Source organism: Sphingopyxis sp. Geo48 (genome assembly GCF_949769155.1).
Lineage (GTDB): Bacteria > Pseudomonadota > Alphaproteobacteria > Sphingomonadales > Sphingomonadaceae > Sphingopyxis.
The window spans coordinates 405,573-428,114 of sequence record NZ_CATKPA010000003.1 but is presented as its reverse complement, the minus strand read 5'-3'; the positions used below and the strand labels follow the sequence as shown (position 1 = coordinate 428,114).

Here is a 22,542-nt window from a genome sequence, read left to right as displayed (position 1 = left end):
CACTTTTCTTGCCTCGCGCATCGCTTATGCTCGACGCCATGGACGATCATTTCAAATGGGCCTTCGGCTATTGCTCGGCGCGCGGATATGCAGAGCCGGTTGAGGCGACCAATCCCCCGGCCCTGTGGTTCGAGGCCGGCAAGCCGGACCAGCTTGGCCGTTTCATTCTCGGGAACGCGTCGGGCGAAACCGCGGCCGCAGCCTTCGCCGCGGTCGATGCGCCGCATACCTATGTCGATATCGCGGCACCACGCGATGCGATTCTCCCTCACGTTCCGCGGCACTGGCACGCGCGCGATCCGATGTGGCTGATGGTGACCGGCGCCGACGTGCCGACAGCACGGCCCACGCCCGATTTCATGATCGAGGTCGAAGAAAGCGCCGACCGTTTCGAGGCTACCGCCCGGCATAGCGACGGATCCCTCGCCGCGCACGGCGTTCTCGGTATCCATGGCGCCACCGCCGTCTATGACCAGATCGTCACCGAACCCCGGTTCGGCCGGCGCGGACTCGGCTCGGCGATCATGGCCGAACTCACTCGCTGCGCCATCCAACGCGGTGCCAACGAGTGCCTGCTGGTCGCTACCGCCGACGGCAAGGCGCTCTACGAACGGCTCGGCTGGACGCTGCGCAGCGACATCGTTTCGGTGATTTCGCCCTCGGACGCCTGAAGATGTCCGGCGCCGACGGGTTCGCGCGAGACGACCTCGTGGAACCGCTCGGCATATCTGGGATGCTCGGTCCCCATCCATTTGTCCCACCAGGTGAAATAGAGGCCGTAATTGGTGTTGAAGCCGCCGCTGTGATGCAGATCGTGGTGCGTGGTCGTGTTGATCCAGCGCGTCGCCGGCGTCGACAGCCACCAGCGCGGGTGCAGCTCGAAACCCGCATGCCCCATCGCGTTGCGGATGATCTGGAAGTTGATCCACAGGAACATGACCCACACCGGCGTCGCTACGAAAAAGAGCCAGATCGGCACGAACAGGATCATCACGAACGCCTCGGGGATGGCGAAGCTGTAGGCGGCCCAGGGCGTCGGGGTGATCGAGCGATGGTGCGCGCGGTGGAAATGTTTGAACAGTCTGGGATGGTGCATCGCGCGGTGGACCCAATAGAAATAGGCGTCGTGCGCAACGACGATCGCCGCGAGCAGCGCCATGTCGCCCCAGATGCCGTAACTCCCCTCGAAACGGTGCAGCACCCCTGCATCGACGCCCCAGACGATGAACAGCGCGACGAACAGATAGACGCCGACCGTCTGCAGCGATTGCAAGAACTCGCGGCGCTTGTCGGCGGCACTCGCCTCGCGCGCCTGGATCTTGCGCGCGGCGATGCTCGACCGGCGCAGCCCCCAGACGATGGCGCTGGTGACGCTCGCGGCGACAAGGTAGCGGCCGAAATCGAAAGCGAACATCGCCGGGCCCTTTTCGAGCAATATGGCGAGGGGAGGAATGGATGCGATCATGGCGTCGTCCTTTTCGGTGGATGACCGGCATGAAGCAGTTCTGCGCTGCGCCAGCCGCGCACAGTCGAAAATCGGCTAGCCGATTCCGGAATCGGCTAGGTGCACAGACCTGTACTCGCTCGGCGTCATCCCCTCGGCGTCGCGAAAGGCGCGGTTGAACGGGCCGAGCGAACCAAAGCCCGCGTCGAGCGCGATCGTCAGGATCGGCACCTCGCGCTGCGCCGGATCGGCGAGCGCCGAGCGCACTTCGTCGAGGCGAAAGCCGTTGAGAAAGGCCGTGAAGTTGCGATGCCCCATCTCGCCGTTGATCGCGCGCCGCACGCGATATTCGGGCTCGCCGAGCCGCGCCGCGAGCGCTGCGATGCTGAACCCTTCGGCGCGATAGGCGCGCTCCTCGGCCATCACGACGCGAAGCCGCTGCGCGAGCGCCGAAGGCTCGGCGGGCCGCGCGGCCGGAGTCGGCGCGGCGTCGGGCACCGCGAACAGCTCGGCCGAGCGGAAGCGATAGAGGCCGATCGAAACGATGAAGGTCACGACGAGGATCGCGGCAAGCGTCAACGTCCGCGCCATATCGTGGCTCATATCGCGATAGTGAAACATCTCGAGGAAGCTGACCCAGATCACGAAGCCGCCGATCGCGCCGACGACACCGAGGCGGAAGCTGCGCCGCGCCTCGATTAGGTCGTTCGCGCGCCCACGCCACGCAATCCACATCCCCGCGATCGCAAAGGCGAACATGCCGATGCGCACGAGGATCCAGATCGCCGGGCTGAAATCGCCCGTCGCGGCGATCAGCACGACCTGGATCAGCGGCAGCGCACCGAACGCCGAGACGAGCGCCCAGCTTCGCCAGCCGATCCGTCGCCGGTCGTCGAACCACAGCCGCGCGAAGAGCCAGAACAGCGCGGGCACCATCACCGACAGCGCATCGGCGATCACATAGGGGAAAAGCGTCGCGCCGCCAGGATGCAGGACACGCGCCAGCAGGTAGGCGATGATGGTCCCGTTCATCGCGATCGCCACCCGCGCCGCAGGTACGGCACGATGGTCGCGCCACAGGATCGCGATCCACAGCAGGAAAAGCGCGGTTGCACCGCCGCGAATCATCGGGTCGATTGTATCGAGCGCCCCCATGCGCGCGGTGCTAGCTCAAAACTGGCGGATCACCGACAGGAAAGCATCGCCCCACGCCTCGAGCTTTTTCGTGCCGACCCCCGGAATGCCGCCAAGTGCGCTCCGTGTCGCCGGGCGCTCGCTCGCCATCGCGCGCAGCACCGCGTCGTGGAAGATCACATAGGGCGGCACCCCTGCCTCGATCGCCAGCTCGCGCCGCGTCGCGCGGAGCGCGTCGAACAGCGGATCGCCGACAGGGTTCGCCGCCGCGCGCTCGCCGCGCGACGCCCGGGTGAGGCGCCGTGCCGGCGGCTCGGCGATCAGCACCGGCACCTCGCCCTTCATCACCGCGCGCCCGGCGGGACCGAACATCAGCCCGCCATGCTCGGTCGTCTCGAGCGCCTCGCGCGCGACGAGCGTGCGGACCAGCGGCTTGATCAATCGCGCCTCCTCGCCCGCGACGATCCCGAAGACCGAGAGCTTGTCGTGCCCCCGGCTCGCAACGCGCTCGTCGGCGCGGCCCGTCAGCACCGCCTCGACATGCCCCGCGCCATAGCTTTGCCCGGTGCGATAGACCGCGCTCAGCAATTTCTGCGCCAGCACCGTCGCATCAACCTGGCTCGGCGGGTCGAGGCAGGTATCGCAATTGCCGCAGCGTTCGGGCGGATTCTCGCCGAAATGCCGCAGCAGCAGCGCACGGCGGCACTCGACCGTCTCGACCAGCGCGGCGAGCGCGTTGAGCCTCGCGCGTTCGCCCGCGATCCGGGCGTCGGGCAGTTCGGACAGCCGCATCCGCGCACGTGCGAAATCCTCGGCGCCCCACAGCATCAGCGCCTCGGCGGGGTCGCCGTCGCGGCCCGCGCGGCCGGTTTCCTGATAATAGCTTTCGATCGATTTCGGCAGCCCGGCATGCGCGACGAAGCGCACATCGGGCTTGTCGATGCCCATCCCGAAGGCGACCGTCGCGGTGACGATGCCGTCCTCCGACGCGACGAAATCATGCTGCACCCGCGCCCGCGTTTCGGGGTCGAGCCCGGCATGATAGGCCGCCACGCTGCGTCCCGTCGCGGCGGCGAGCTTCGCCGCCATTCTCTCGGCCCCGTCGCGCGTCGGGCAATAGACGATCCCCGGCCCCGGATTGGCGGCGATGAAATCGGTGAGCTGCTTCGCGGGGCTGATGCGCGGCGTCACGCGGTAGCGGATATTCGGCCGGTCGAACCCCGCGAGCACCAGCCCGTCGCTCGGAATGCCGAGCTGGACGAGAATATCCTCGCGCGTGTGCTTGTCGGCGGTCGCGGTCAGCGCGAGCCGCGGCACGTCGGGAAAGGCGTCGAGCAGCGGCCGCAGCAAGCGGTAATCGGGCCGGAAATCATGCCCCCATTCGCTGACGCAATGCGCCTCGTCGATCGCGAACAGCGCCGGACGGCGCGCCTCCATCAGCGACCGGAACCCCTCACCCGTCGCGCGCTCGGGCGCGATATAGAGCAGGTCGAGCGCGCCGTCGCGATACGCCTGCCGCGTGTCAGCGAAATCGGCATCGACGCTCGTCAGGCTCGCCGCGCGAATCCCCGCCGCGCGCGCGCCGCGCAGCTGGTCGTGCATCAGCGCGATCAGCGGCGACACGACGACGACGCAGCCGTCGAGCGCGACTGCGGGAAGCTGATAGGTCAGCGACTTGCCCGCACCCGTCGGCATCACCGCCAGCGTCCGCTCGCCCGCCATCACGCGATCAACGACCTCGGCCTGACGCCCACGGAAGGCGTCGAAACCGAAGGTGGATTTGAGCAGCGGGAGGAGAGCGGCGGCGGACATTGCCGGGTCGCGATAGGCAAAGTCGCGGGGCGGGGGAAGTCCCAAACCCGTCCGATCCCAAAGACAAAAGGGCGGGGCCCGCAGGCCCCGCCCTCTCGGCTCGCCGGGCGATCGATCAGCTGCGCGTGATCGATGCCCCGCCGTCGACCAGCGATGCGGTGCCGGTGACGAAGCTCGCATCGTCGGAGGCAAGGAAGAGCACGGCCTTCGCGATCTCGTTCGGCTGGCCGACACGCTTCACGGCGTGCAGGTTGGTCACGAAATCCTGCTTTTCGGGGCTGTCGTTGACCGCCTCGAACATGTCGGTCGCGACCCCGCCGGGGAGCACCGAATTGACGCGGACATTCTGCGGGCCATATTCGGCTGCCAGCGCCTGCGTCAGCCCGATCAGCCCGGCCTTGCTCGCCGAATAGGCCGCGCTGCCGGGGAAGGAAAAGCTGTAGCCGACGAAGGTCGAGGTGAAGATCACCGACCCGCCGCCATGCTTGACCATCTCGGCGATCTGATGCTTCGCGGCGAGGAAGGAGCCGGTGAGGTTGACCTGCAGCGCGTCGTTGAAACCCGCTTCCGATACCTCGGTGCTCGGGCCGGCTTCGCCGAAGACGCCGGCATTGTTGAACCCGATGTCGAGCCGGCCGAAATTCTTCACGGCCGCAGCGACCAGCGCCGCGTGGAAAGCTTCGCTGCGGACGTCGCCGGCAACCGCCACGGCCTTGCCGCCCGCGGCGGTGATTTCGGCGACGAGGCTGTCGAGTTCGGCCTGACGGCGCGCGCCGACGACGACGCTGGCGCCCTCGGCGGCAAAAAGTTTCGCGGTCTCGCGGCCGATCCCCGAGCTGGCGCCGGTGACGATCGCGACCTTGTTCTGCAAACGGTTCATGACTTTTCTCCTGTTCGGCGGCGGGCCCGATGCCCGTGGTCGATGCGGAGTAAGTGGACTTTGCACGTCGTTCGGAATAGACAGCAGCTCTTGGTTCTATAATTCGGAATTACCGAACAATGGACGAAATGCGCCTTCCGCGGCGAAAAGCTGATCCCCGGCGAAAGCCGGGGCCCATATCTCGACCATGATCCGCATCGAGGGAATCGCCGCCTTCGTCGCAACGGTCGAGCATGGCTCGATCAGCGGCGCCGCGCGCCAGCTTCGCCTGTCGAAATCGGTGGTGAGCGAACGCCTCGCCGAACTCGAACGCTCGCTTGGCAGCGCGTTGCTCCATCGCACCACCCGCAAGCTGAGCCTGACCGAGGACGGCACCGCCTTCCTTCCGCGCGCGCAGCGCATCGTCCGCGACGTCACCGAAGCCGCCGCCGCCATCGCCGAACGCCGCGGCACGCTCGCGGGCCCGCTGCGCATCGCCGCGCCGGTCACCTTCGGCCATATGCACCTCGGCCCCGCGCTCTATCCGTTCCTCAAAGCCCATCCCGAAATCCAGCTCACGCTCGACCTCGACGACCGCCGCATCGACGTCGCGTCGAGCGGCCACGACGCGATCATCCGCCAGGGGGTGATCGACGACACGCGCCTCATCGTCTGGAAACTCGCCAAAAGCCGCCGTATCCTCACCGCGTCCGCGGCGTATCTGGCGGAGCATGGCACGCCGCAGAGCCTCGAAGATCTCGGCGACCACCGCGGCATCTTCTACACCAATCGCGGCGTCGCCGACTGGCACTTTCGCACCGCCGACGGCCCGATTGCGATCCAGGCCAGACAGGCGCTCGGCGTCAACAACGGCGACATGATCCGCGACGCGGTGGCGGCGGGCCTCGGCATCGCGATGCTCCCCGCCTTCATCGCCGGCCCGGCGATCAAGGCAGGCACGCTCGTCGCCATCCCGCTCGCCATCCCCCCCGACGAGGAATGGATCTACATGGCGCATTCGCAGGGCCGCGACCCGTCGGCAAAGCTGCGCGCGCTGCGCGATCATCTGAAAGACGCGTTCGGCGACCCGCCTTATTGGGAGGTGGCCTAGACCGATCCGGGGTCGCGAATTGTCATGTGAAGCGGGCCGCCTCCACCCGATCGCGAACGACCATCGCCGACCTCAATAGCCCGCCGTGGCCTCGAGGAACCAGATCCGCTGCTGCGTCTCGTCGGCCCAGGCATCGACCAGTCCGCTCGTCGCGATATCGCCCTCGGCCTCGGCCGCCGCCTTCACGTCCTTGAGCTGGGCAAGCAGCGTCCGGTTGTCCTCGGCCAGCGTCCTGACCATCGCATCGGCGGTCACCGACGTGGCATCGTCGTCCTTGATCGACTGGCGGCGCGACACGTCGCCGATCGAGCGCAGCGTCGCCGCGCCATTCTTGCGAACGCGTTCGGCGATCAGGTCGGTGATGCCAAGGATCTGCGTCGCCTGTTCGTCGAACAACAGGTGCAGTTCGCGGAAGTGCGGCCCCTGAACGTGCCAGTGATAATTTTTGGTCTTGAGATAGAGCGCGAAGCTGTCGGCGAGCAGCGCGTTGAGCGCATCGGCGACGGCGGGCTGATTGTGATTGTCGGGCATGGGATGATCCTTTCGTTGACCCCTACCATGTAGGGCCGCGAACAGGAATTTTCCCATTGAACCTTTTGGTGGCTTTCATCGAATAAACCGATGAAACCAACGGTCATAAACGAGGCTCTGCTATAAGCCGAAAGCGGCCATTCCTGCGCGAACGCCCCACAGGACCAGGATCGCCGCGCCGGCATAGCGCAGGACTTGTACCGACCGCTGCGCCGCGAGCGCCGGTCCGAAGGCGAGGAAAGGGAGCAACGCCAATATCCACCCGACCAGCCCGCCCGCGGCTGCCCAAAGCCCCGCGCCGCTCGTCGCGGCGAGCGCGCCGATCAGGAAATGGCTGCGATTGCCGAATTGCAGCGCGAGCATCCGCACCGCGAGCACCGCGGGCGCCGCATCGGACATCTCCTCCGCCGGCGGGCCGAGCCGCCCGCGCCACAGCAGCGCGGCCGCCGCGCTCAGCGTTGCAAAGGCGATCAGCAGCGAAACGATCCCCTGCCCGACCATCCGGTTCAGCGCCGCGCCCGCGATCGCGGCGATCAGCGCATTGGCGATGAACGCGCCAAAAGCGATGGCGACGACGCGCCGCCGGTCTTTCCGCGCGGCGAGCAGGTCCGAAAGGAGGAGTCCCGTCCGCCCGTCGGCATTGGCGAGCGCCACGGCGACGAGGGCGAGCATGATCGCATCCATGACAAACCGCCTGCGCCGTCAGGCGCGGCGCGTCAATGCCCGAGCCGCATCGCCACCGACGCGAGCCAGGCTTCCTGCGCAGCGACGGGCAGCGGCCCGCGCGGCGCCAGCACCGCGTCGCTCATCGCGTCGAGATAGGTCAGGATCGCGGCGCGATAGCCGCCGCCCGCGACCGCCGATTCCAGCCGGCTCGCCAGCATCTCGACGGCAGCAAAGCCATTGTCGCGCGCGAGGCAGCGAATATCGTCGACCCCCTGCACGATCTGCGCGAGCGCGCAATGCGGCAGCGCCTCGGCAAGCGCTCCGATCTGTCCGCCGATACGGTCCTGGATTTCCTGATAATGGTCGGTCTGGATAGCCATCGTCCGCCCCCTGGTTCCCCAGGGAGCAGCATGCGCCCCAATGGTTAATCGGTGGTTAGGGTCAGGACCCTAGCGGTGGCGTACCGGAGAATCGGCGTCCTGCGACTGTTTGCTGCGGTACATGTCGCGGTCGGCGGCGGCGAGAATCTCGGACTCGGTCGCCCCCGCCTCCAGCATCGCGACCCCGAAACAGGCCGACAGCTGGATCGCGTGCCCGTCATAGATCGCCGGCTCGGCGCTCAGCACGTGGCGCAGGCGATTGACCTGCACGCGCGCGCCCTCTTCGGTCGACTGGTCGAGGATCAGGCCGAATTCGTCGCCGCCGATACGCGCCGCGACGTCGGTCGCGCGGATCGATTCATCGAGCCGCGTCGCGATCTGGAGCAGCGCAAAGTCGCCTGCCGCATGGCCGAAACTGTCGTTGATATATTTGAGCTGGTTGACGTCGATGAACACCACCGCCGCGCTTTCGGCGTGACGTTCGAAGCGCGCGAGGCGCTGGTGGATCGCGGTCAGGAAATAGCGGCGATTGAACAGCGGGGTCAGCGTGTCGCGTTCCGACACGCGTTCGAGCTCGGCGACCGCAATCTTCAGGATGCGGTTCTCCCGGCGCAACGCGTCGCGTTCCCTGCGCAATTCGCGCAGCTGGTCCTCGATGGAGTCAACGGATGCGAAGCCGGTCCGGTCGACCGCTATCCGTGCCCCCCCTGCGATATCCATTCCCTATCCCCGACGCATACCCTCTGGTCCGCCGGCACGATGCCGACACGATATGCGACGGAGACCCTAGCCGCCGAGTGGATACCAATCGGTAAACGCCGCCCATGGCATTTGGATGGCGTTGCCAGCGCGGCGGACAGACTCTAGGGGGATAGCAGGATGGGGATTCGGAGGGCTCTTGTGAGCGACGGGACGCCGCAGGTAGGGGTGATCATGGGGAGCCAGTCGGACTGGCCGACGATGGCGCACGCGGTTCAGATGCTGGAGGAATTCGGCATCGCGCACGAGGTGCGGATCGTCTCGGCGCACCGCACCCCCGACCGCCTCGTCGACTATGCCAAAAGCGCAGCCGCGCGCGGTTTGAAGGCGATCATCGCGGGCGCCGGGGGCGCCGCGCACCTGCCCGGCATGGTCGCCTCGATGACCCGCGTCCCGGTGCTCGGCGTGCCCGTCCAGTCGGCCGCGCTTAGCGGTGTCGACAGCCTCTATTCGATCGTCCAGATGCCCGGCGGCATCCCCGTCGCGACCTTTGCGATCGGCAAGGCGGGCGCGACCAACGCAGGCCTGTTCGCGGTATCGCTGCTCGCCAACGAATGCTCCGAACTGGCACAAAAACTTGAAGACTGGCGCGTAAAGCAGACCGACAGCGTCGCCCCGACGCCCGTGCGCGAGGGCTGAGCCCTTGCTGCCACCCGGTTCGACGATCGGCATCTTGGGCGGCGGCCAGCTCGGACGCATGCTCGCGGTCGCGGCGGCGCAGCTCGGCTACAAGGTGCATATCTACGCCCCCGACGCCGAAAGTGTCGCCGCCGAAGTGACCGCGCACCACAGTCAGGCGGCATGGGACGACGAACCGCGCCTCGCCGCTTTCGCTGCCGCCTGCGACATCGTCACCTTCGAGTTCGAGAATGTCCCCGTCGACACCGTCCGCTTCCTCTCGGGCCATGTCGCGGTGCATCCGGGCGCGAAGGCGCTCGAGATCGCGCAGGATCGTCTTGCCGAGAAGACTTTCGTCGCCGGGCTCGGCGGCCGCACCGCGCCTTTCGCATCGGTCCCCGACCGCGCCACGCTCGATGCGTCGCTTGGCGAAATCGGCGCACCCGCGATCCTCAAGACCGTGCGCATGGGCTATGACGGCAAGGGGCAGGCGCGGCTCGGGACAGCCGCCGACGCCGACACGGCATGGGAGACGATCGGCCGCCACGCCGCGATCCTCGAAGGCTTCGTCGCGTTCGAGCATGAATTTTCGGTGATTCTCGTCCGCGGCCTCGACGGCGAAGTCCGCTATTGGGATTCAACCGTCAATGTTCACGAAGGCGGCATCCTCGCGACCGCCAGCCTGCCAGCGCCGCCGATCGTCGCAGCCCAACAGGCCGAAGCGCGCGCGATGATGGCCGAGATCGCCGCCGCGCTCGACTATGTCGGTGTCCTCACCGGCGAATTCTTCGCGACCGACGCCGGGCCGGTATTCAACGAAATGGCGCCGCGCGTCCACAACAGCGGCCACTGGACGATCGAGGGCGCGGTCGCGAGCCAGTTCGACAATCATATCCGCGCGATCGCCGGCCTGCCGCTCGGCAGCACCGCAACGCGCCAGCTTCCCGTCGTCATGCGCAACCTGATCGGCGCCGACATCGCCGCGATCCCCGCGCTGCTCGCCGACGAGAATTGCCACGTCCACCATTACAGCAAGACCGAAGTCCGCGATGGCCGCAAACTCGGCCACGCCACATGGGCGGGTGCAGCGCCCGGAGCACCTCCCGCATGAACCGCCCCGAAATAACGCTGATCCTCGCGCGCGCCGCCAACGGTGTCATCGGCGCCGACGGCAAGATGCCCTGGCACCTGCCCGCCGATCTCCGCCGCTTCAAGCAGCTCACGATGGGGCGTCCGATGATCATGGGGCGCAAGACCTTCGACAGCCTTCCCGCGATCCTCGAGGGCCGCCGCCACATCGTCCTCACCCGCGATCGCGACTGGCAGGAAGAGGGCGCCGAGCCCGTCGCCACCGTCGAAGAGGCGCTGAAACTGGCCAATGCGCCGCATGTAATGGTGATTGGCGGCGCCGAAATCTACCAGCTCTTCCTGCCGCTCGCCGACCGTATCGAACTCACCGAAGTCGCGCTCTCGCCCGCCGGCGACGCGTCGATCGCGGCGCCCGACCCGGCCGAGTGGCGCGAAATCGCGCGCGAGGACCATCCCGCCGCCGACGGCCGCCCGGCCTTCGCTTTCGTCACCCTCGCCCGGAAGCGCGGATGAAGCGTTGGCTCCTCGGCCTCGCGATCGTGCTGATCGTCGCCGCGGGGGCCTTTTTCGGCCTCGCGCCCGGCATGACCGAGCGCAGCCTCAACAAGATCGACGGCAAGCCGCTCGCCGCGGTCTCCGACCATGCAAGGGCGCTGCACAAGACGCTGACCATCGTCGACCTGCACAGCGACACGCTGCTGTGGCAGCGCAGCCTGCTGACCCGCGCCGGCCGCGGCCATGTCGACCTGCCGCGGCTCGAAGACGGCAATGTCGCGCTGCAGGTGTTTTCGAGCGTCACCAAGACGCCGAAGGGCCAGAATTACGACGCGAACGGCGGCGATACCGACAATATCACCGCGCTCGCTATCGCCCAGCTCCAGCCGGTGCGGACATGGACGTCGCTCCTCGAACGCTCGCTCTGGCATGCCGAGAAGCTGAACCGCGCGGTCGCGAAGGCCGATGGCAAGCTCATCGCCGTCGCCGCGCCCGCCGACATCGACGCGCTGCTCGCCGCACGCGCCGCCAAGACGCCTCCGGTGGGCGCGATGCTCAGCATCGAGGGGCTGCAGGATCTCGAAGGCGACATCCGCAACCTCGACCGGCTGCACGCGGCCGGCTTCCGCATGGCGGGGCTCGCGCATTTCTTCGACAACGACATCGCGGGCTCGATGCACGGCCTCAGGAAATACGGCCTGACTCCGCTCGGCCGCAAGGTCGTGCCGCGGATGGAAGAGCTCGGCATGATCGTCGATATCGCGCATTGCAGCCGCGCCTGCGTCGCAGACATTCTCAAGATCGCACGCCGCCCGGTCGTCTCGAGCCACGGCGGGGTACAGGCGACGTGCAAGGTCAACCGCAACCTCGACGACGACCAGATCAGGGGCGTCTCAGCGACCGGCGGCCTCATAGGCATCGGCTATTGGGACGCCGCGATCTGCGACACCTCGCCCGCCAGCATCGCAAAGGCGATGAAGCATGTCCGCGACCTCGTCGGCATCGACCATGTCGCGCTCGGCAGCGACTATGACGGCGGCACCACGGTCCGCTTCGACACGTCCAAGCTGGTGCAGGTGACGCAGGCGCTGATCGACGCGGGCTTCACCGACGACGAGATCCGCGCCGCGATGGGCGGCAATGCAATCCGCGTCCTGCGCGCTGGTATCGTCCCGATGAAGGCGGCGTCATGATCCGCCTCGACGGCCATGACCGTATCGAGGGCGCTTTGCGCGGCGGCGTCATCGCGCTCGGCAATTTCGACGGTTTCCACGCCGGGCATCAGGCCGTCGTCGGCCGCGCGGTGCGCCATGCCAAGGACGAGGGCCGCCCCGCGATCGTCGCGACCTTTGACCCGCATCCGGTGCGCTTTTTCAAGCCCGACGTCCCGCCCTTCCGCCTGACCACGCTCGCACAGCGGCTCGAACTGTTCGGCGCGGCGGGCGCCGATGCGATGCTCGTCCTCCCCTTCGACGCGACGCTCGCGGCGACCACCGCCGAGGATTTCATCACCGAGCTCCTGCTGGGTCGCTACGGCGCGGCCGGCGTCGTCACCGGCGCCGATTTCACCTTCGGCAGGGGCCGCGGCGGCGATGTCGTGACGCTCGCCGACCATGCGCGCCGCCTCGGCTTCTTCACCGAGATGGTCGCCCCCGTCGACGATAGCGAGGAGGTCGTCTCGTCGAGCCGTATCCGCGATGCGCTCCGGTCGGGCGACTGCGCCACCGCGACGCGCCTCCTCACCCGCCCCTTCACCGTGCGCAATGTGGTGCAGCATGGCGACAAGAACGGCCGCCTGCTCGGCTTCCCGACTGCGAACCTCGACATGGGCAATTATCTTCGCCCGCGCTATGGCATCTACGCGGTCACCGGCCGCCTCCCCGACGGCCGCATCCTGAAGGGCGCCGCGAACCTCGGCATCCGCCCCAGCTTCGATCCCCCGAAGGAATTGCTCGAACCGCATTTCTTCGATTTCGCCGAAGATCTCTACGGACAGGAAATCGACGTCGCCTTCCACGCCTTCATCCGCCCCGAGGCGAAATATGACGGGATGGACGCACTGATGGCGCAGATCGCGGCGGACTGCGATGCGGCGAAGGCGTTGCTGGCCGACATCTAGGCGAAGCGAGACCTTCGACGAAACATGTCCAGACTGGCGTTAATTGCTCCCCGGCGAAAGCCGGGGTCCAGTAGCAACGGCGTGATGATAAAACAGGGCTGGGTCTACATCCTGACGAATAAGCGTAACGGCACGCTCTACATCGGCGTAACCAGCAACCTCCCCCAGCGCATCTGGCAACACCGCGAAGGCCTGATCGAGGGTTTCACAAAGACATATGGCCTGAAAACGCTCGTGTGGTTCCAGTATTTCGAAGATCTTCAGGACGCTCGCCGCCGCGAGGTACAGATGAAGGAATGGAAACGTGCCTGGAAGATCGAGTTGATCGAGGCAATGAATCCCGATTGGCGCGACCTCTACACCGACCTTATCTGACGCCGCATGGGCCCCGGCTTTCGCCGGGGATCACATACTGCCATCCCCCCTCGTGATCCCCGGCGAAAGCCGGGGCCCAGCACGCCAACGCATAATCGTGAAGGTTTGCTCCCACGCGAATCTGCGCTAAGCGCCGCCACCATGACCGATACGCCAACAGCCGAAGCACGCGACTACCGCGACACCGTCTTCCTGCCCAAGACCGACTTCCCGATGAAGGCCGGCCTGCCGCAGAAGGAGCCGCAGATTCTGGCGAAATGGATCGAGGGCAATCTGGAAAGCCAGATTCGCGAAAGCCGCCGCGGCCGCGAGCAGTTCATCCTCCACGACGGCCCGCCCTATGCCAATGGCGACATGCATATCGGCCATGCGCTCAACCATATCCTGAAAGACATGGTCGTCCGCACCCAGACGCTGAAGGGCAAGGATTCGCCATACGTGCCCGGCTGGGACTGCCACGGCCTGCCGATCGAGTGGAAGGTCGAGGAGCAATATCGCAAGAAAAAGCTGAACAAGGACGAGGTTCCGGTCGAGGAATTCCGCGCCGAATGCCGCGCCTATGCGCAGCATTGGGTCGACACCCAGCGCGAGCAGCTGAAGCGCCTGGGCATCGGCGGCGACTGGGATCATCCGTACCTGACGATGGATTATGAGGCCGAAGCGACGATCGTCCGCGAGCTGCTCAAATTCGCCGCCAACGACATGCTCTATCGCGGCGCCAAGCCGGTGATGTGGTCGCCGGTCGAAAAGACCGCGCTCGCCGAGGCCGAGATCGAATATGAGGATATCGTCTCGACGCAGATCGACGTCGCGTTCGAGATCGTGGACTCGCCGATTGAAGAGTTGAAGGGCGCATACGCGGTTATCTGGACCACGACGCCGTGGACGATCCCGGTCAACCAGGCTTTGGCCTATGGGCCGGAGGTTGAATATTCGTTTTTCAGCGCGATCAATGACGACAAAGAAATCAAGGTCCTCGTAGCCAGCGAGCTTTTGACCGGATTCCTAAACAGGACGGGCCTGCAAGTTGCGTCTGCTCCGTTGGAACGGGGTATTTTCAAAGGCTCCGACCTCGCCGGCACCATCGCCCGCCACCCGATGCACGCGCTCGGCGGCTTTTTCGCACGCCCGCGTCCCTTCCTCGCGGGCGATTTCGTCACCACCGACAGCGGCACCGGCCTCGTCCATATGTCGCCCGACCATGGCGAGGACGACTTCGACCTGTGCAAGGCGAACGGCATCGACCCCGTCTTCGCGGTCGAGGGCGACGGCAAATATCGCGCCGACTGGGGCTGGCTCGGCGGTCAGGGCTCGGTGATCAACCCCAAGTTCAACGCCCCCGACGGCCCGATCTGCACGGACCTCAAGGAAGCCGGCGCGCTGCTCGCCGCCAGCGCCGACTACAAGCACAGCTACCCCCACAGCTGGCGCTCAAAGGCCAAGGTCATCTATCGCTGCACCCCGCAATGGTTCGTGCCGATGGACAAGGTGATGACCCACATCGAGCCCAAGACCCCGCGCGAAAAGCGCTGGGAGAATGAGGGCGGCGCGATCAACCCGCATGAGGAGGATCTCTGCGACGCGCCGACGCTGCGCCAGGCCGCGATGCACGCGATCGAGCGCACGCGCTTCGTCCCCGAAAAGGGCCGCAACCGCATCGGCAGCATGGTCAAGGACCGCCCCGACTGGGTGCTGAGCCGCCAGCGCGCGTGGGGCGTGCCGATCACGCTCTTCGTCGATCGCAAGACCGGCCAGTATCTCAATGACCCGATCGTCAACGACCGCATCGTCGCGGCGGTGAAGGCGGGCGGCGTCGACGCATGGAACGACGCGCGCGCGCAGGAATATCTCGGCGATCAATATGACGCCGCGAACTACGAACGCATCACCGACATTCTCGACGTCTGGTTCGATTCGGGCTGCACCCACGCCTTCGTCCTCGAAAGCGGCCGCTGGCCCGCGCTCGTCCGCCACGACGGCGGCACACACAGCGCCGACCTTTATCTCGAAGGCAGCGACCAGCATCGCGGCTGGTTCCAGTCGTCCTTGCTCGAAAGCTGCGGGACGCGCGGGCAGGCGCCGTACAAGGCGGTGCTGACGCACGGCTTCACGATGGACAGCAAGGGCTTCAAACAGTCGAAGTCGCTCGGCAACACCACCGATCCGGTCAAGGTGATGGAGACCAACGGCGCCGACATCATCCGCCTGTGGGCGCTGTCGGTCGACTTCACCGAGGACCACCGCATTGGCGATGAAATCCTGAAGGGCGTCGCCGACCAGTATCGCAAACTCCGCAACACCTTCCGCTACCTGCTCGGCGCGCTCGACGGGTTTTCGGAAGAGGAGCGCATCACCGACGTCGCGGCGATGCCCGAGCTCGAGCGGTACATGCTCTCGCTGCTCGCCGACCTCGACGCGAAGATGGCGCAGGCGGTCGATGATTTCGACTTCAACAGCTACACGCGCCTGCTCGCCGATTTCTGCAACGAGGATCTGTCGGCCTTCTATTTCGACATCCGCAAGGACGTCCTCTACTGCGACCTCGGCCCCGCCGCCCCGCTCGGCACCGACACGCGGCGCGCCTACCGCAGCGTGCTCGACATCCTGTTCCACGCGCTCGTCCGCTACGCGACCCCGGTGCTGGTGTTCACCGCCGAGGAAGTGTGGGGCACGCGCTATCCCGATGCGGGTTCGGTCCACCTCCTCGAATGGCCGGTGCTGCCGTCGTTCGAGCACAACAAGGAACTCGTTCTACGGAATACCGAACTGCGCGAACTGCGTAGCAAGGTGACCGAAGCGATCGAACCTTTGCGTCGTGAGAAGATCGTGCGCTCCAGCCTCGAAGCAGAGGTCACGATGAGCGACCTCGAAACGATCCTGCGCGATCTCGATCCCAGCTATCTGGCTGAAGCTTTCATTTCGGGCGCCGTGCATCTTGTACCGGGGCATGACGGGATTACGATCACGCCCACCCAAAACCACAAATGCGGCCGCTGCTGGCGCCACCTCCCCGAAGTGAGCGAGGACGGCGCCTTGTGCAATCGCTGCGAGACGGTATTGGACGCCCGATGAGCACGCGTTCCCCCCATCTAGGTTTCGGTCTCGTCATCGCGGCGATCGCCTTCGTCCTCGATCAGGCCGCGAAGTGGATCGTCACCGTTCCGCTGTCGCTCGAAACCAAGCCCTATGGGCAGATCGAGCTGCTGCCCTTCTTCAACCTGACCTGGGCGCAGAATTACGGCATCTCGCTGTCGATGTTCTCCGACCAGTCGCCGACGACGCGCTGGGTGCTCGTCGCGGTGACCGGGATCGTCGCCGCCGCGGTCGCCTTGTGGATGACGCGCGAAAAGGCGAAGGGCGACGTCATCGCGCTCGCGCTGATCCTCGGCGGCGCGCTCGGCAATATCGTCGACCGCATCCGCCTTGGCTATGTCGTCGACTATGCCGACCTGCATTTCGGGGATTTCCGCCCCTTCATGATCTTCAACGTCGCCGACGCCTGCATCAGCATCGGCGTGCTTTTGCTGGTTGCGCGCGCGCTGCTCTTGGGCGAAAAGGCCCCTCCGGCGGCCGAGAGCGCAGGCGATCTGGCCGCCAAAGAGTAACGGGGCGAATTGGGAGTATTTTGTAAAGTGAACCGGACCACCGCCATTCTCGCCGCCTCGATTCTCGCGACGACACTTTCGGCCTGCGGGTCGAACAATCTGTTCAGCCGCGACCGTCCCGACGAATTCGCGGTGTCGCGTCAGGCGCCGCTCGTCGTGCCGCCCGATTTCTCGCTGACACCACCGGCGCCGGGCGCCGCGCGCCCCGGCAATGAATCGACCGCCGAACAGACGCTGAAGGCGCTCTTCGGCGGCCCCGCGCAGCGCAGCGCGACCGAGAACCAGATCATCGGCAATGCCGACGGCCAGCGCGGCGACCCCGGCGTGCGCAGCAACGTCGGCAGCCCCGACACGCAGGTCGTCGACAAGGGCCTCGTCACCCGCGACATCATCTTCGCCCCCGAAGGCGACGGCCGCGACGCGCAGGCGGCGATCCCGGGCGCGTAAGCCGCAGCCAGGGTCGTGACCCTAGTCCGCCTCGGGCGGGCATAGCGCAACCGCCTTCGTCCGCTGGTCGATCAGCAGCGCAAAATGCTGCAGCGCATGGGCGCCAGCCAGCAGTTCGGGGTAGTTTTCCGACACGCGCACCTCGACGTTCGACAGCTCGGCACCGCCGATCCGGAACGGGCCGGCGACCGTCGCGCGTCGCGTGTCGACGGTCGAGTTCGTCAGGCGCCCTTCACCTGCCGCCGCGACCGGGCCGCCGCCGACGCGGTCGAACAGCGCCTTCGGCAGGACGAAGGCGACATTGGCGCCGGTATCCAGATTGGCCTCGGCCGCAATCCCGCCGATCGTCGCGGGCACCCGGAAGGCGCGTTCATAGGCGAGGACGCCCGGCGCACCCCGCGCCAGCTCGGCCTTGCGCGTGAAGCGCAACATGCGCGACGGATAGTCGATGATCAGCAGGCCATCGCCGAAGAAGTCGCGCCCGATGATGCCGTCGAACCCCGCCTCGACCGACAGGCGCGACGCATAATCGCGGGTAATCACCTCGAGGTCGCGGCGGACGAGCCCAGCCAGATCGAGCGACGCCAGATGCACCGTGTCGACGCGCGCCGAGGCGACCCCGTCCGACGTCTCGCCGCTGCCGTGGACAGGCAGGCCCAGCCGCGCAACCAGCCGGGCATCGGCGCGCGCCATCCCGCTCGCCCCGGTGTCGACTGCGAAGACGAAGGGTCCCTGCCCGTCGACGCGCGCCTCGATATAGATGCGGCCGTCGACGGTACGGAAGGGAATGCTGAACAGCGCGTCGGCGGCGGCCGATTGCACCAGCGCGCACGCGCCGGGTTCCGCAGCCTGCGCCCCCGTGCCCGCCATCGCCAGCATCGCGGCGGCCATCCCGCCCCAATTCCATCCGCCCATGTCAAACTCCCGCCGGGTCAAAGTGTGTTGTATTGATAATACACTTTGACCCGGCGGGTCAATCAGGCGAACAGGCTCGACAGCAATGTCATCGCAACCAGGCTTTCGACCATCGCGCGCGAGGCATGGCCAAAGGCCTTGAGCCGCCCGCATTTCAGATGCTGGTTGAACCAGGCGGTCTGGAAAAAGCCGAACCAGAGCAGCCCGAAAACCGCCGCCGCCCCGCCCGCCAGCACCGACCAGTCGTGCGCCAGCTTGATCAGGATCACCCCGGCGCCGAGCAACATCGCCAGCACCGCGGCGACATAGCATTGGCTGTAGAAGGGCGCGCGCAGCGTGTCGCGATTCACCTGCAGCCCCTGCGCCCGCACCAGCCGCGTCGCCAGCATCACGGGAAACAGGCTGAAACTGACGATGCGCAGGATAATCAGGTCGGTGTTGTTGCTGACAAACGCCGCCAGCCCGACCTTGCTGGCGATCATGGCATCATCGCCGACCAGCGCGATCTCGGCCGCGTGGACGAGGATCAGCGACAAGAGCAGGAACAGCGGCGGTGACAGCGTATCGGTATATTGCTCGTCGGCCGCGTCGCCCTGCTCGATGTCCGAATAGTCCATCATCTGCAGGGGACGGACCAGCGTGCGCCACAGCGTGACCGGATAGAAGACCAGCCACGACATCACCTCGTACAGCAGGTCGTCGAGCGACTGGATGAGGTTGAAGAAGTTCATGCCGCCCCCGTTCGCGTGCGGCTACCGGTTCACGCTCGCGCGCCCGCTTCCTCGACGCCGGCGCTGTTGTGGCGCAGCGCCTTCAGCACGCAGTCGACGATCTGCGGCGCGTTGAGCCCCGCGGCGTCATATTGCGCCTGCGGCGAATCCTGGTCCTGGAAGATGTCGGGCAGGCGCATCGTGCGCAGCTTGAGCCCCGCGTCGATCAGCCCTTCGTCGCTCGCCAAGGTCAGCACATGCGCGCCGAGCCCGCCGATGCTGCCTTCCTCGATTGTCACGCACACCTCATGGGCGGCGAGCGTCCTGCGGATCAGCTCCTCGTCGAGCGGCTTCGCGAACCGCAGGTCGATCACGCTCGTCGAAAGCCCGCGCGCCTCCAGCGTGTCGGCCGCCTTCAGTGCTTCGGCGAGACGCGTGCCGAGCGAGAAGATCGCGACGGTCTTGCCGGCCCGCACGACGCGGCCCTTGCCGATCGCCAGCTTCTCGGGAACCTCGGGCAGCGGCACGCCGGTGCCGTTGCCGCGCGGATAGCGGAAAGCAATCGGGCCGGCGTCATATTCGGCCGCGGTATAGGTCATATGGACCAGTTCGGCCTCGTCGGCCGCCGCCATCACCACCATGTTCGGCAGCGTCGCGAGATAGGTGACGTCGAACGACCCGGCGTGGGTCGATCCGTCCGCCCCGACGAGCCCCGCGCGGTCGATCGCAAAGCGCACCGGCAGGTTCTGGATCGCCACGTCGTGGACGACCTGATCGTAAGCGCGCTGGAGGAAGGTCGAATAGATCGCGGCGAACGGCCGCATCCCCTGCGCCGCGAGTCCCGCGGCAAAGGTCACCGCATGCTGCTCGGCGATGCCGACGTCGAAGCTGCGGTCGGGGTGGGCCTTCGCGAATTTGTCGACGCCCGTCCCCGACGGCATCGCCGCGGTAATCGCGACGATGCGCGGATCGCTGTCGGCCAGCTTCGCCAGTGTCTCGCCGAACACATTCTGGTACGACGGCGGCCCCGGGGGCGCCTTCGCCTGTTCGCCGGTGATCACGTCGAACTTCTGGACGCCGTGATATTTGTCGGCGGCGGCCTCGGCGGGGGCATAGCCCTTGCCCTTCATCGTCACCGCGTGGATCAGCACCGGACCATGATCGCTGTCGCGTACATTCTCCAGCACCGGGATCAGATGATCGAGATTATGCCCGTCGATCGGCCCGACATAGTAAAAGCCGAGTTCCTCGAACAGCGTCCCGCCCATCGCCATGCCGCGCGCGAACTCGTCGGTCTTCTTCGCCGCCTTGTGCAGCGGCTCGGGCAGTTTGCGTGCAAAGCGCCGCGCGATCTCGCGCAGCTCCACGAACGGCCGCGACGAGACGAGCTTGGCTAGATAGGCCGAGAGCCCTCCGACCGGCGGCGCGATCGACATGTCATTGTCGTTCAGAATGACGATCAGCCGGTTGCCCGCCTGCTTCGCGTTGTTCATCGCCTCATAGGCCATGCCCGCCGACATCGACCCGTCGCCGATCACCGCGATCGCGCGGCCGGGCTCGTCCTTCAGCTTGTTCGCGATCGCAAAGCCGAGTGCGGCACTGATCGAGGTCGACGAGTGCGCCGCCCCGAACGGGTCGTACTCGCTCTCGCTGCGCTTGGTGAAGCCCGAAAGCCCGCCGCCCTGCCGCAGCGTGCGGATGCGGTCGCGGCGGCCGGTAATGATCTTGTGCGGATAGCATTGGTGCCCGACATCCCACACGATCTTGTCGCGCGGCGTGTCGAACACATAGTGAAGCGCGACGGTCAATTCGACGACGCCCAGCCCCGATCCCAGATGCCCGCCGGTGCTGCCGACGGCCGAAATCGTCTCGGCGCGCAGCTCGTCGGCGAACTGGCGGAGGTCTTCGGGCTTCAGCTTGCGGAGGTCGGCGGGGACATCCACCGTGTCGAGCAGCGGCGTATGCGGACGGTCGGTCATCGCGCCGTCATAATGGTAACCGCAGAAACTGTCGAACGAAAAGGGGCCTAATCGCCGCTCGCCGTGCCACCTTCCTCTTCGCGCGCCTTCGCCGCATCGACCTGCGCGTAAAGCCCGCGCACCATCAGGTCGGTGAACACCAGCATCACCCCGACCATCCCGACCAGCAGCGCGACCGCCGCGACCGGAAACGGGCCGATCGCCGCAATCGCGCCGCGCCGCATCGCGGCGGCAAGCAGCACCGCGACCGCCATCAGGGCATAGCCGACAAAGCGCCATGCGCGGGTCATGCTGAACCGGACCGTGCCCGCAGGCTAATCAACGATATGAAAGGATATTGGTGCATGAATGCCACGATGCAGGGGAAAGCAACCTCTCGCAAGACGAAGACGTTGCATTGATGTGACATTCGCCTACACCCCTTCGTAGAGGGGCAAGATAACAGGACAGCCATGCCCGCTTGGATTTCGCTCTTTCGCCTCTCCCGGTCCGCACCGATCCTTGCTTTCGTCTGCGCGTTCGCCGCGCCCGCCGCGATGGCCGAGGAAACCTCGCTTCCCTATGATATCGTCGAACCCGCCGACAGCGGACTCCCCGGCAGCGGCGAAGTCCCCGAACCGCCGTCCGTCGGCTATCTGCAGCGCGGCGACATCGACGACAATATCCTCCTCCCGACCCGCGGCGACGACATCGACGACGATGACGAAAGCCGCAAATGGGCGCGCGACTATTTCGCGGTGGCGGCGGGGGTGATGACGACGCCGAGCTACAATGGCTCGGACGATCGCACCCTGCTCCCCGCTTTCTACATCCGTGGCCGCGTCAGCGGTTTTTCCTTCTCGACGCGCGGCACCAACCTCCAGGTCGACCTGCTGCGCCAGCGGCGCGGGGCAAAGACCGACGTCAAGTTCGGCCCGATCGTCAGCCTGCGCAGCGACCGCACCAGCCGCATCAAGGATCCGCAGGTCGAGGCGCTCGGCGAAAAGAAGCTGGCGGTCGAGGTCGGCGCGATGGCGGGGATCAGCCACACCGGCGTGATCACCAGCCGCTACGACCAGATCGCCTTCCGCGTCGTCGCGCTCAAGGACGTGTCGGGCCGCCACGGCAGCTGGGCCTTCTCGCCGACGATCGACTACGGCACCCCGCTGTCCAAGCGGCTCTATGTCGGCGTGTCGGCGTCGATCAATTTCTACGGCAAGGGCTTCGGCCGCTATTATTTCGACATCGACCCCGCGGGCAGCGCCGCGAGCGGGCTTCCCGTCTATAACCGCGCGGGCGCGAAGGGCGGAGCGGGCAAATATACGCTCGGCCTCGCGAGCGCCTATGCGCTGTCGGGCGACCTCCGCAAGGGCTTCGTCCTGATCGGCGGCGCGCAATATGGCCGCATGCTCGGCCGCATCGCCGATTCACCGATCGTCAGCATCGCCGGCAGCCGCAACCAGTGGCTCGCGGGCGGCGGGATCGCGTATCAATTCTGACGGGTGGGGGCGATCG

At 66.5% G+C, this 22,542-nt stretch carries 24 protein-coding genes; 12 read left to right on the top strand and 12 right to left on the bottom strand.

The window, feature by feature from the left end:
* Nucleotides 1-38: 38 nt before the first annotated feature.
* Complete coding sequence (locus QOL79_RS13605; protein ID WP_283419940.1) at nucleotides 39-671, top strand: GNAT family N-acetyltransferase; 633 nt, start codon at nucleotides 39-41, stop codon at nucleotides 669-671.
* Here QOL79_RS13605 and QOL79_RS13600 read toward each other — a convergent pair.
* The 4 genes from QOL79_RS13600 to QOL79_RS13585 all read right to left on the bottom strand — a co-directional run bounded on the left by QOL79_RS13600 (nucleotide 605) and on the right by QOL79_RS13585 (nucleotide 5,270).
* Complete coding sequence (locus tag QOL79_RS13600) at nucleotides 605-1,465, bottom strand: sterol desaturase family protein (RefSeq protein WP_283419939.1); 861 nt, start codon at nucleotides 1,463-1,465, stop codon at nucleotides 605-607. The genes QOL79_RS13605 and QOL79_RS13600 overlap by 67 nt on opposite strands.
* Before the next feature lie 75 nt (nucleotides 1,466-1,540).
* Complete coding sequence (locus QOL79_RS13595; RefSeq protein ID WP_283419938.1) at nucleotides 1,541-2,599, bottom strand: AraC family transcriptional regulator; 1,059 nt, start codon at nucleotides 2,597-2,599, stop codon at nucleotides 1,541-1,543.
* Nucleotides 2,600-2,614: 15 nt separating this feature from the next.
* Nucleotides 2,615-4,390, bottom strand: a complete 1,776-nt coding sequence (gene recQ, locus QOL79_RS13590; protein WP_283419937.1) for a DNA helicase RecQ — start codon at nucleotides 4,388-4,390, stop codon at nucleotides 2,615-2,617.
* Between the two features lie 115 nt (nucleotides 4,391-4,505).
* Nucleotides 4,506-5,270: an SDR family oxidoreductase gene (locus tag QOL79_RS13585; protein ID WP_058456802.1), complete on the bottom strand. Its 765-nt coding sequence runs from the start codon at nucleotides 5,268-5,270 to the stop codon at nucleotides 4,506-4,508.
* A 187-nt stretch (nucleotides 5,271-5,457) separates the two neighbouring features.
* On the opposite strand from QOL79_RS13585, the gene QOL79_RS13580 reads away from it, so the two are divergent.
* The gene (locus QOL79_RS13580) at nucleotides 5,458-6,360 is read left to right on the top strand and encodes a LysR family transcriptional regulator (protein ID WP_282949469.1); all 903 of its coding nucleotides are present in this window, start codon (nucleotides 5,458-5,460) and stop codon (nucleotides 6,358-6,360) included.
* Nucleotides 6,361-6,432: 72 nt separating this feature from the next.
* On the opposite strand, the gene QOL79_RS13575 is transcribed toward QOL79_RS13580, so the two are convergent.
* The 4 genes from QOL79_RS13575 to QOL79_RS13560 all read right to left on the bottom strand — a co-directional run bounded on the left by QOL79_RS13575 (nucleotide 6,433) and on the right by QOL79_RS13560 (nucleotide 8,657).
* Nucleotides 6,433-6,891: a Dps family protein gene (locus QOL79_RS13575; RefSeq protein ID WP_283419936.1), complete on the bottom strand. Its 459-nt coding sequence runs from the start codon at nucleotides 6,889-6,891 to the stop codon at nucleotides 6,433-6,435.
* Between the two features lie 120 nt (nucleotides 6,892-7,011).
* A complete protein-coding gene (locus tag QOL79_RS13570; protein WP_283419935.1) occupies nucleotides 7,012-7,575 on the bottom strand; it encodes a hypothetical protein in 564 nt (187 codons plus the stop codon).
* Between the two features lie 32 nt (nucleotides 7,576-7,607).
* Nucleotides 7,608-7,937 carry a hypothetical protein gene (locus tag QOL79_RS13565; RefSeq protein ID WP_058456798.1) on the bottom strand — a complete coding sequence of 110 codons (330 nt, stop codon included), beginning with the start codon at nucleotides 7,935-7,937 and terminating at the stop codon, nucleotides 7,608-7,610.
* Nucleotides 7,938-8,006: 69 nt separating this feature from the next.
* The gene (locus QOL79_RS13560; protein WP_283419934.1) at nucleotides 8,007-8,657 is read right to left on the bottom strand and encodes a GGDEF domain-containing protein; all 651 of its coding nucleotides are present in this window, start codon (nucleotides 8,655-8,657) and stop codon (nucleotides 8,007-8,009) included.
* A gap of 180 nt (nucleotides 8,658-8,837) precedes the next feature.
* Here QOL79_RS13560 and purE point away from each other — a divergent pair, with 180 nt between their 5' ends.
* From purE to QOL79_RS13515, 9 genes are all read left to right on the top strand, one after another.
* Nucleotides 8,838-9,335, top strand: a complete 498-nt coding sequence (purE, locus tag QOL79_RS13555; protein WP_283419933.1) for a 5-(carboxyamino)imidazole ribonucleotide mutase — start codon at nucleotides 8,838-8,840, stop codon at nucleotides 9,333-9,335.
* 4 nt (nucleotides 9,336-9,339) lie between these two features.
* Nucleotides 9,340-10,425: a 5-(carboxyamino)imidazole ribonucleotide synthase gene (locus QOL79_RS13550; RefSeq protein ID WP_283419932.1), complete on the top strand. Its 1,086-nt coding sequence runs from the start codon at nucleotides 9,340-9,342 to the stop codon at nucleotides 10,423-10,425.
* Complete coding sequence (locus QOL79_RS13545; protein WP_058456796.1) at nucleotides 10,422-10,916, top strand: dihydrofolate reductase; 495 nt, start codon at nucleotides 10,422-10,424, stop codon at nucleotides 10,914-10,916. The genes QOL79_RS13550 and QOL79_RS13545 overlap by 4 nt, the downstream gene beginning before the upstream one ends.
* A complete protein-coding gene (locus QOL79_RS13540; protein ID WP_283419931.1) occupies nucleotides 10,913-12,091 on the top strand; it encodes a dipeptidase in 1,179 nt (392 codons plus the stop codon). The genes QOL79_RS13545 and QOL79_RS13540 overlap by 4 nt, the downstream gene beginning before the upstream one ends.
* Complete coding sequence (locus QOL79_RS13535; protein ID WP_283419930.1) at nucleotides 12,088-13,017, top strand: bifunctional riboflavin kinase/FAD synthetase; 930 nt, start codon at nucleotides 12,088-12,090, stop codon at nucleotides 13,015-13,017. The genes QOL79_RS13540 and QOL79_RS13535 overlap by 4 nt, the downstream gene beginning before the upstream one ends.
* Before the next feature lie 84 nt (nucleotides 13,018-13,101).
* On the top strand, nucleotides 13,102-13,392 hold the full coding sequence (locus QOL79_RS13530; protein WP_282949530.1) for a GIY-YIG nuclease family protein: 291 nt from the start codon (nucleotides 13,102-13,104) through the stop codon (nucleotides 13,390-13,392).
* Nucleotides 13,393-13,533: 141 nt separating this feature from the next.
* Nucleotides 13,534-16,464: an isoleucine--tRNA ligase gene (ileS, locus tag QOL79_RS13525; RefSeq protein WP_283419929.1), complete on the top strand. Its 2,931-nt coding sequence runs from the start codon at nucleotides 13,534-13,536 to the stop codon at nucleotides 16,462-16,464.
* The gene (gene lspA, locus QOL79_RS13520; RefSeq protein ID WP_283419928.1) at nucleotides 16,461-16,997 is read left to right on the top strand and encodes a signal peptidase II; all 537 of its coding nucleotides are present in this window, start codon (nucleotides 16,461-16,463) and stop codon (nucleotides 16,995-16,997) included. The genes ileS and lspA overlap by 4 nt, the downstream gene beginning before the upstream one ends.
* A gap of 27 nt (nucleotides 16,998-17,024) precedes the next feature.
* Nucleotides 17,025-17,444, top strand: a complete 420-nt coding sequence (locus tag QOL79_RS13515) for a DUF3035 domain-containing protein (RefSeq protein WP_204992267.1) — start codon at nucleotides 17,025-17,027, stop codon at nucleotides 17,442-17,444.
* Between the two features lie 21 nt (nucleotides 17,445-17,465).
* Here the strand turns inward: QOL79_RS13515 and QOL79_RS13510 are convergent, their stop codons facing one another.
* The 4 genes from QOL79_RS13510 to QOL79_RS13495 all read right to left on the bottom strand — a co-directional run bounded on the left by QOL79_RS13510 (nucleotide 17,466) and on the right by QOL79_RS13495 (nucleotide 21,338).
* Nucleotides 17,466-18,359, bottom strand: a complete 894-nt coding sequence (locus tag QOL79_RS13510) for a retroviral-like aspartic protease family protein (RefSeq protein ID WP_283419927.1) — start codon at nucleotides 18,357-18,359, stop codon at nucleotides 17,466-17,468.
* 62 nt (nucleotides 18,360-18,421) lie between these two features.
* Nucleotides 18,422-19,090, bottom strand: coding sequence for a hypothetical protein (locus tag QOL79_RS13505; protein WP_283419926.1), 669 nt, complete (start codon nucleotides 19,088-19,090; stop codon nucleotides 18,422-18,424).
* A gap of 29 nt (nucleotides 19,091-19,119) precedes the next feature.
* On the bottom strand, nucleotides 19,120-21,048 hold the full coding sequence (gene dxs, locus QOL79_RS13500) for a 1-deoxy-D-xylulose-5-phosphate synthase (RefSeq protein ID WP_058456789.1): 1,929 nt from the start codon (nucleotides 21,046-21,048) through the stop codon (nucleotides 19,120-19,122).
* A gap of 47 nt (nucleotides 21,049-21,095) precedes the next feature.
* On the bottom strand, nucleotides 21,096-21,338 hold the full coding sequence (locus QOL79_RS13495) for a hypothetical protein (RefSeq protein WP_204992265.1): 243 nt from the start codon (nucleotides 21,336-21,338) through the stop codon (nucleotides 21,096-21,098).
* A gap of 162 nt (nucleotides 21,339-21,500) precedes the next feature.
* On the opposite strand from QOL79_RS13495, the gene QOL79_RS13490 reads away from it, so the two are divergent.
* On the top strand, nucleotides 21,501-22,526 hold the full coding sequence (locus QOL79_RS13490) for a MipA/OmpV family protein (RefSeq protein ID WP_283419925.1): 1,026 nt from the start codon (nucleotides 21,501-21,503) through the stop codon (nucleotides 22,524-22,526).
* The last annotated feature ends 16 nt before the right edge of the window (nucleotides 22,527-22,542 follow it).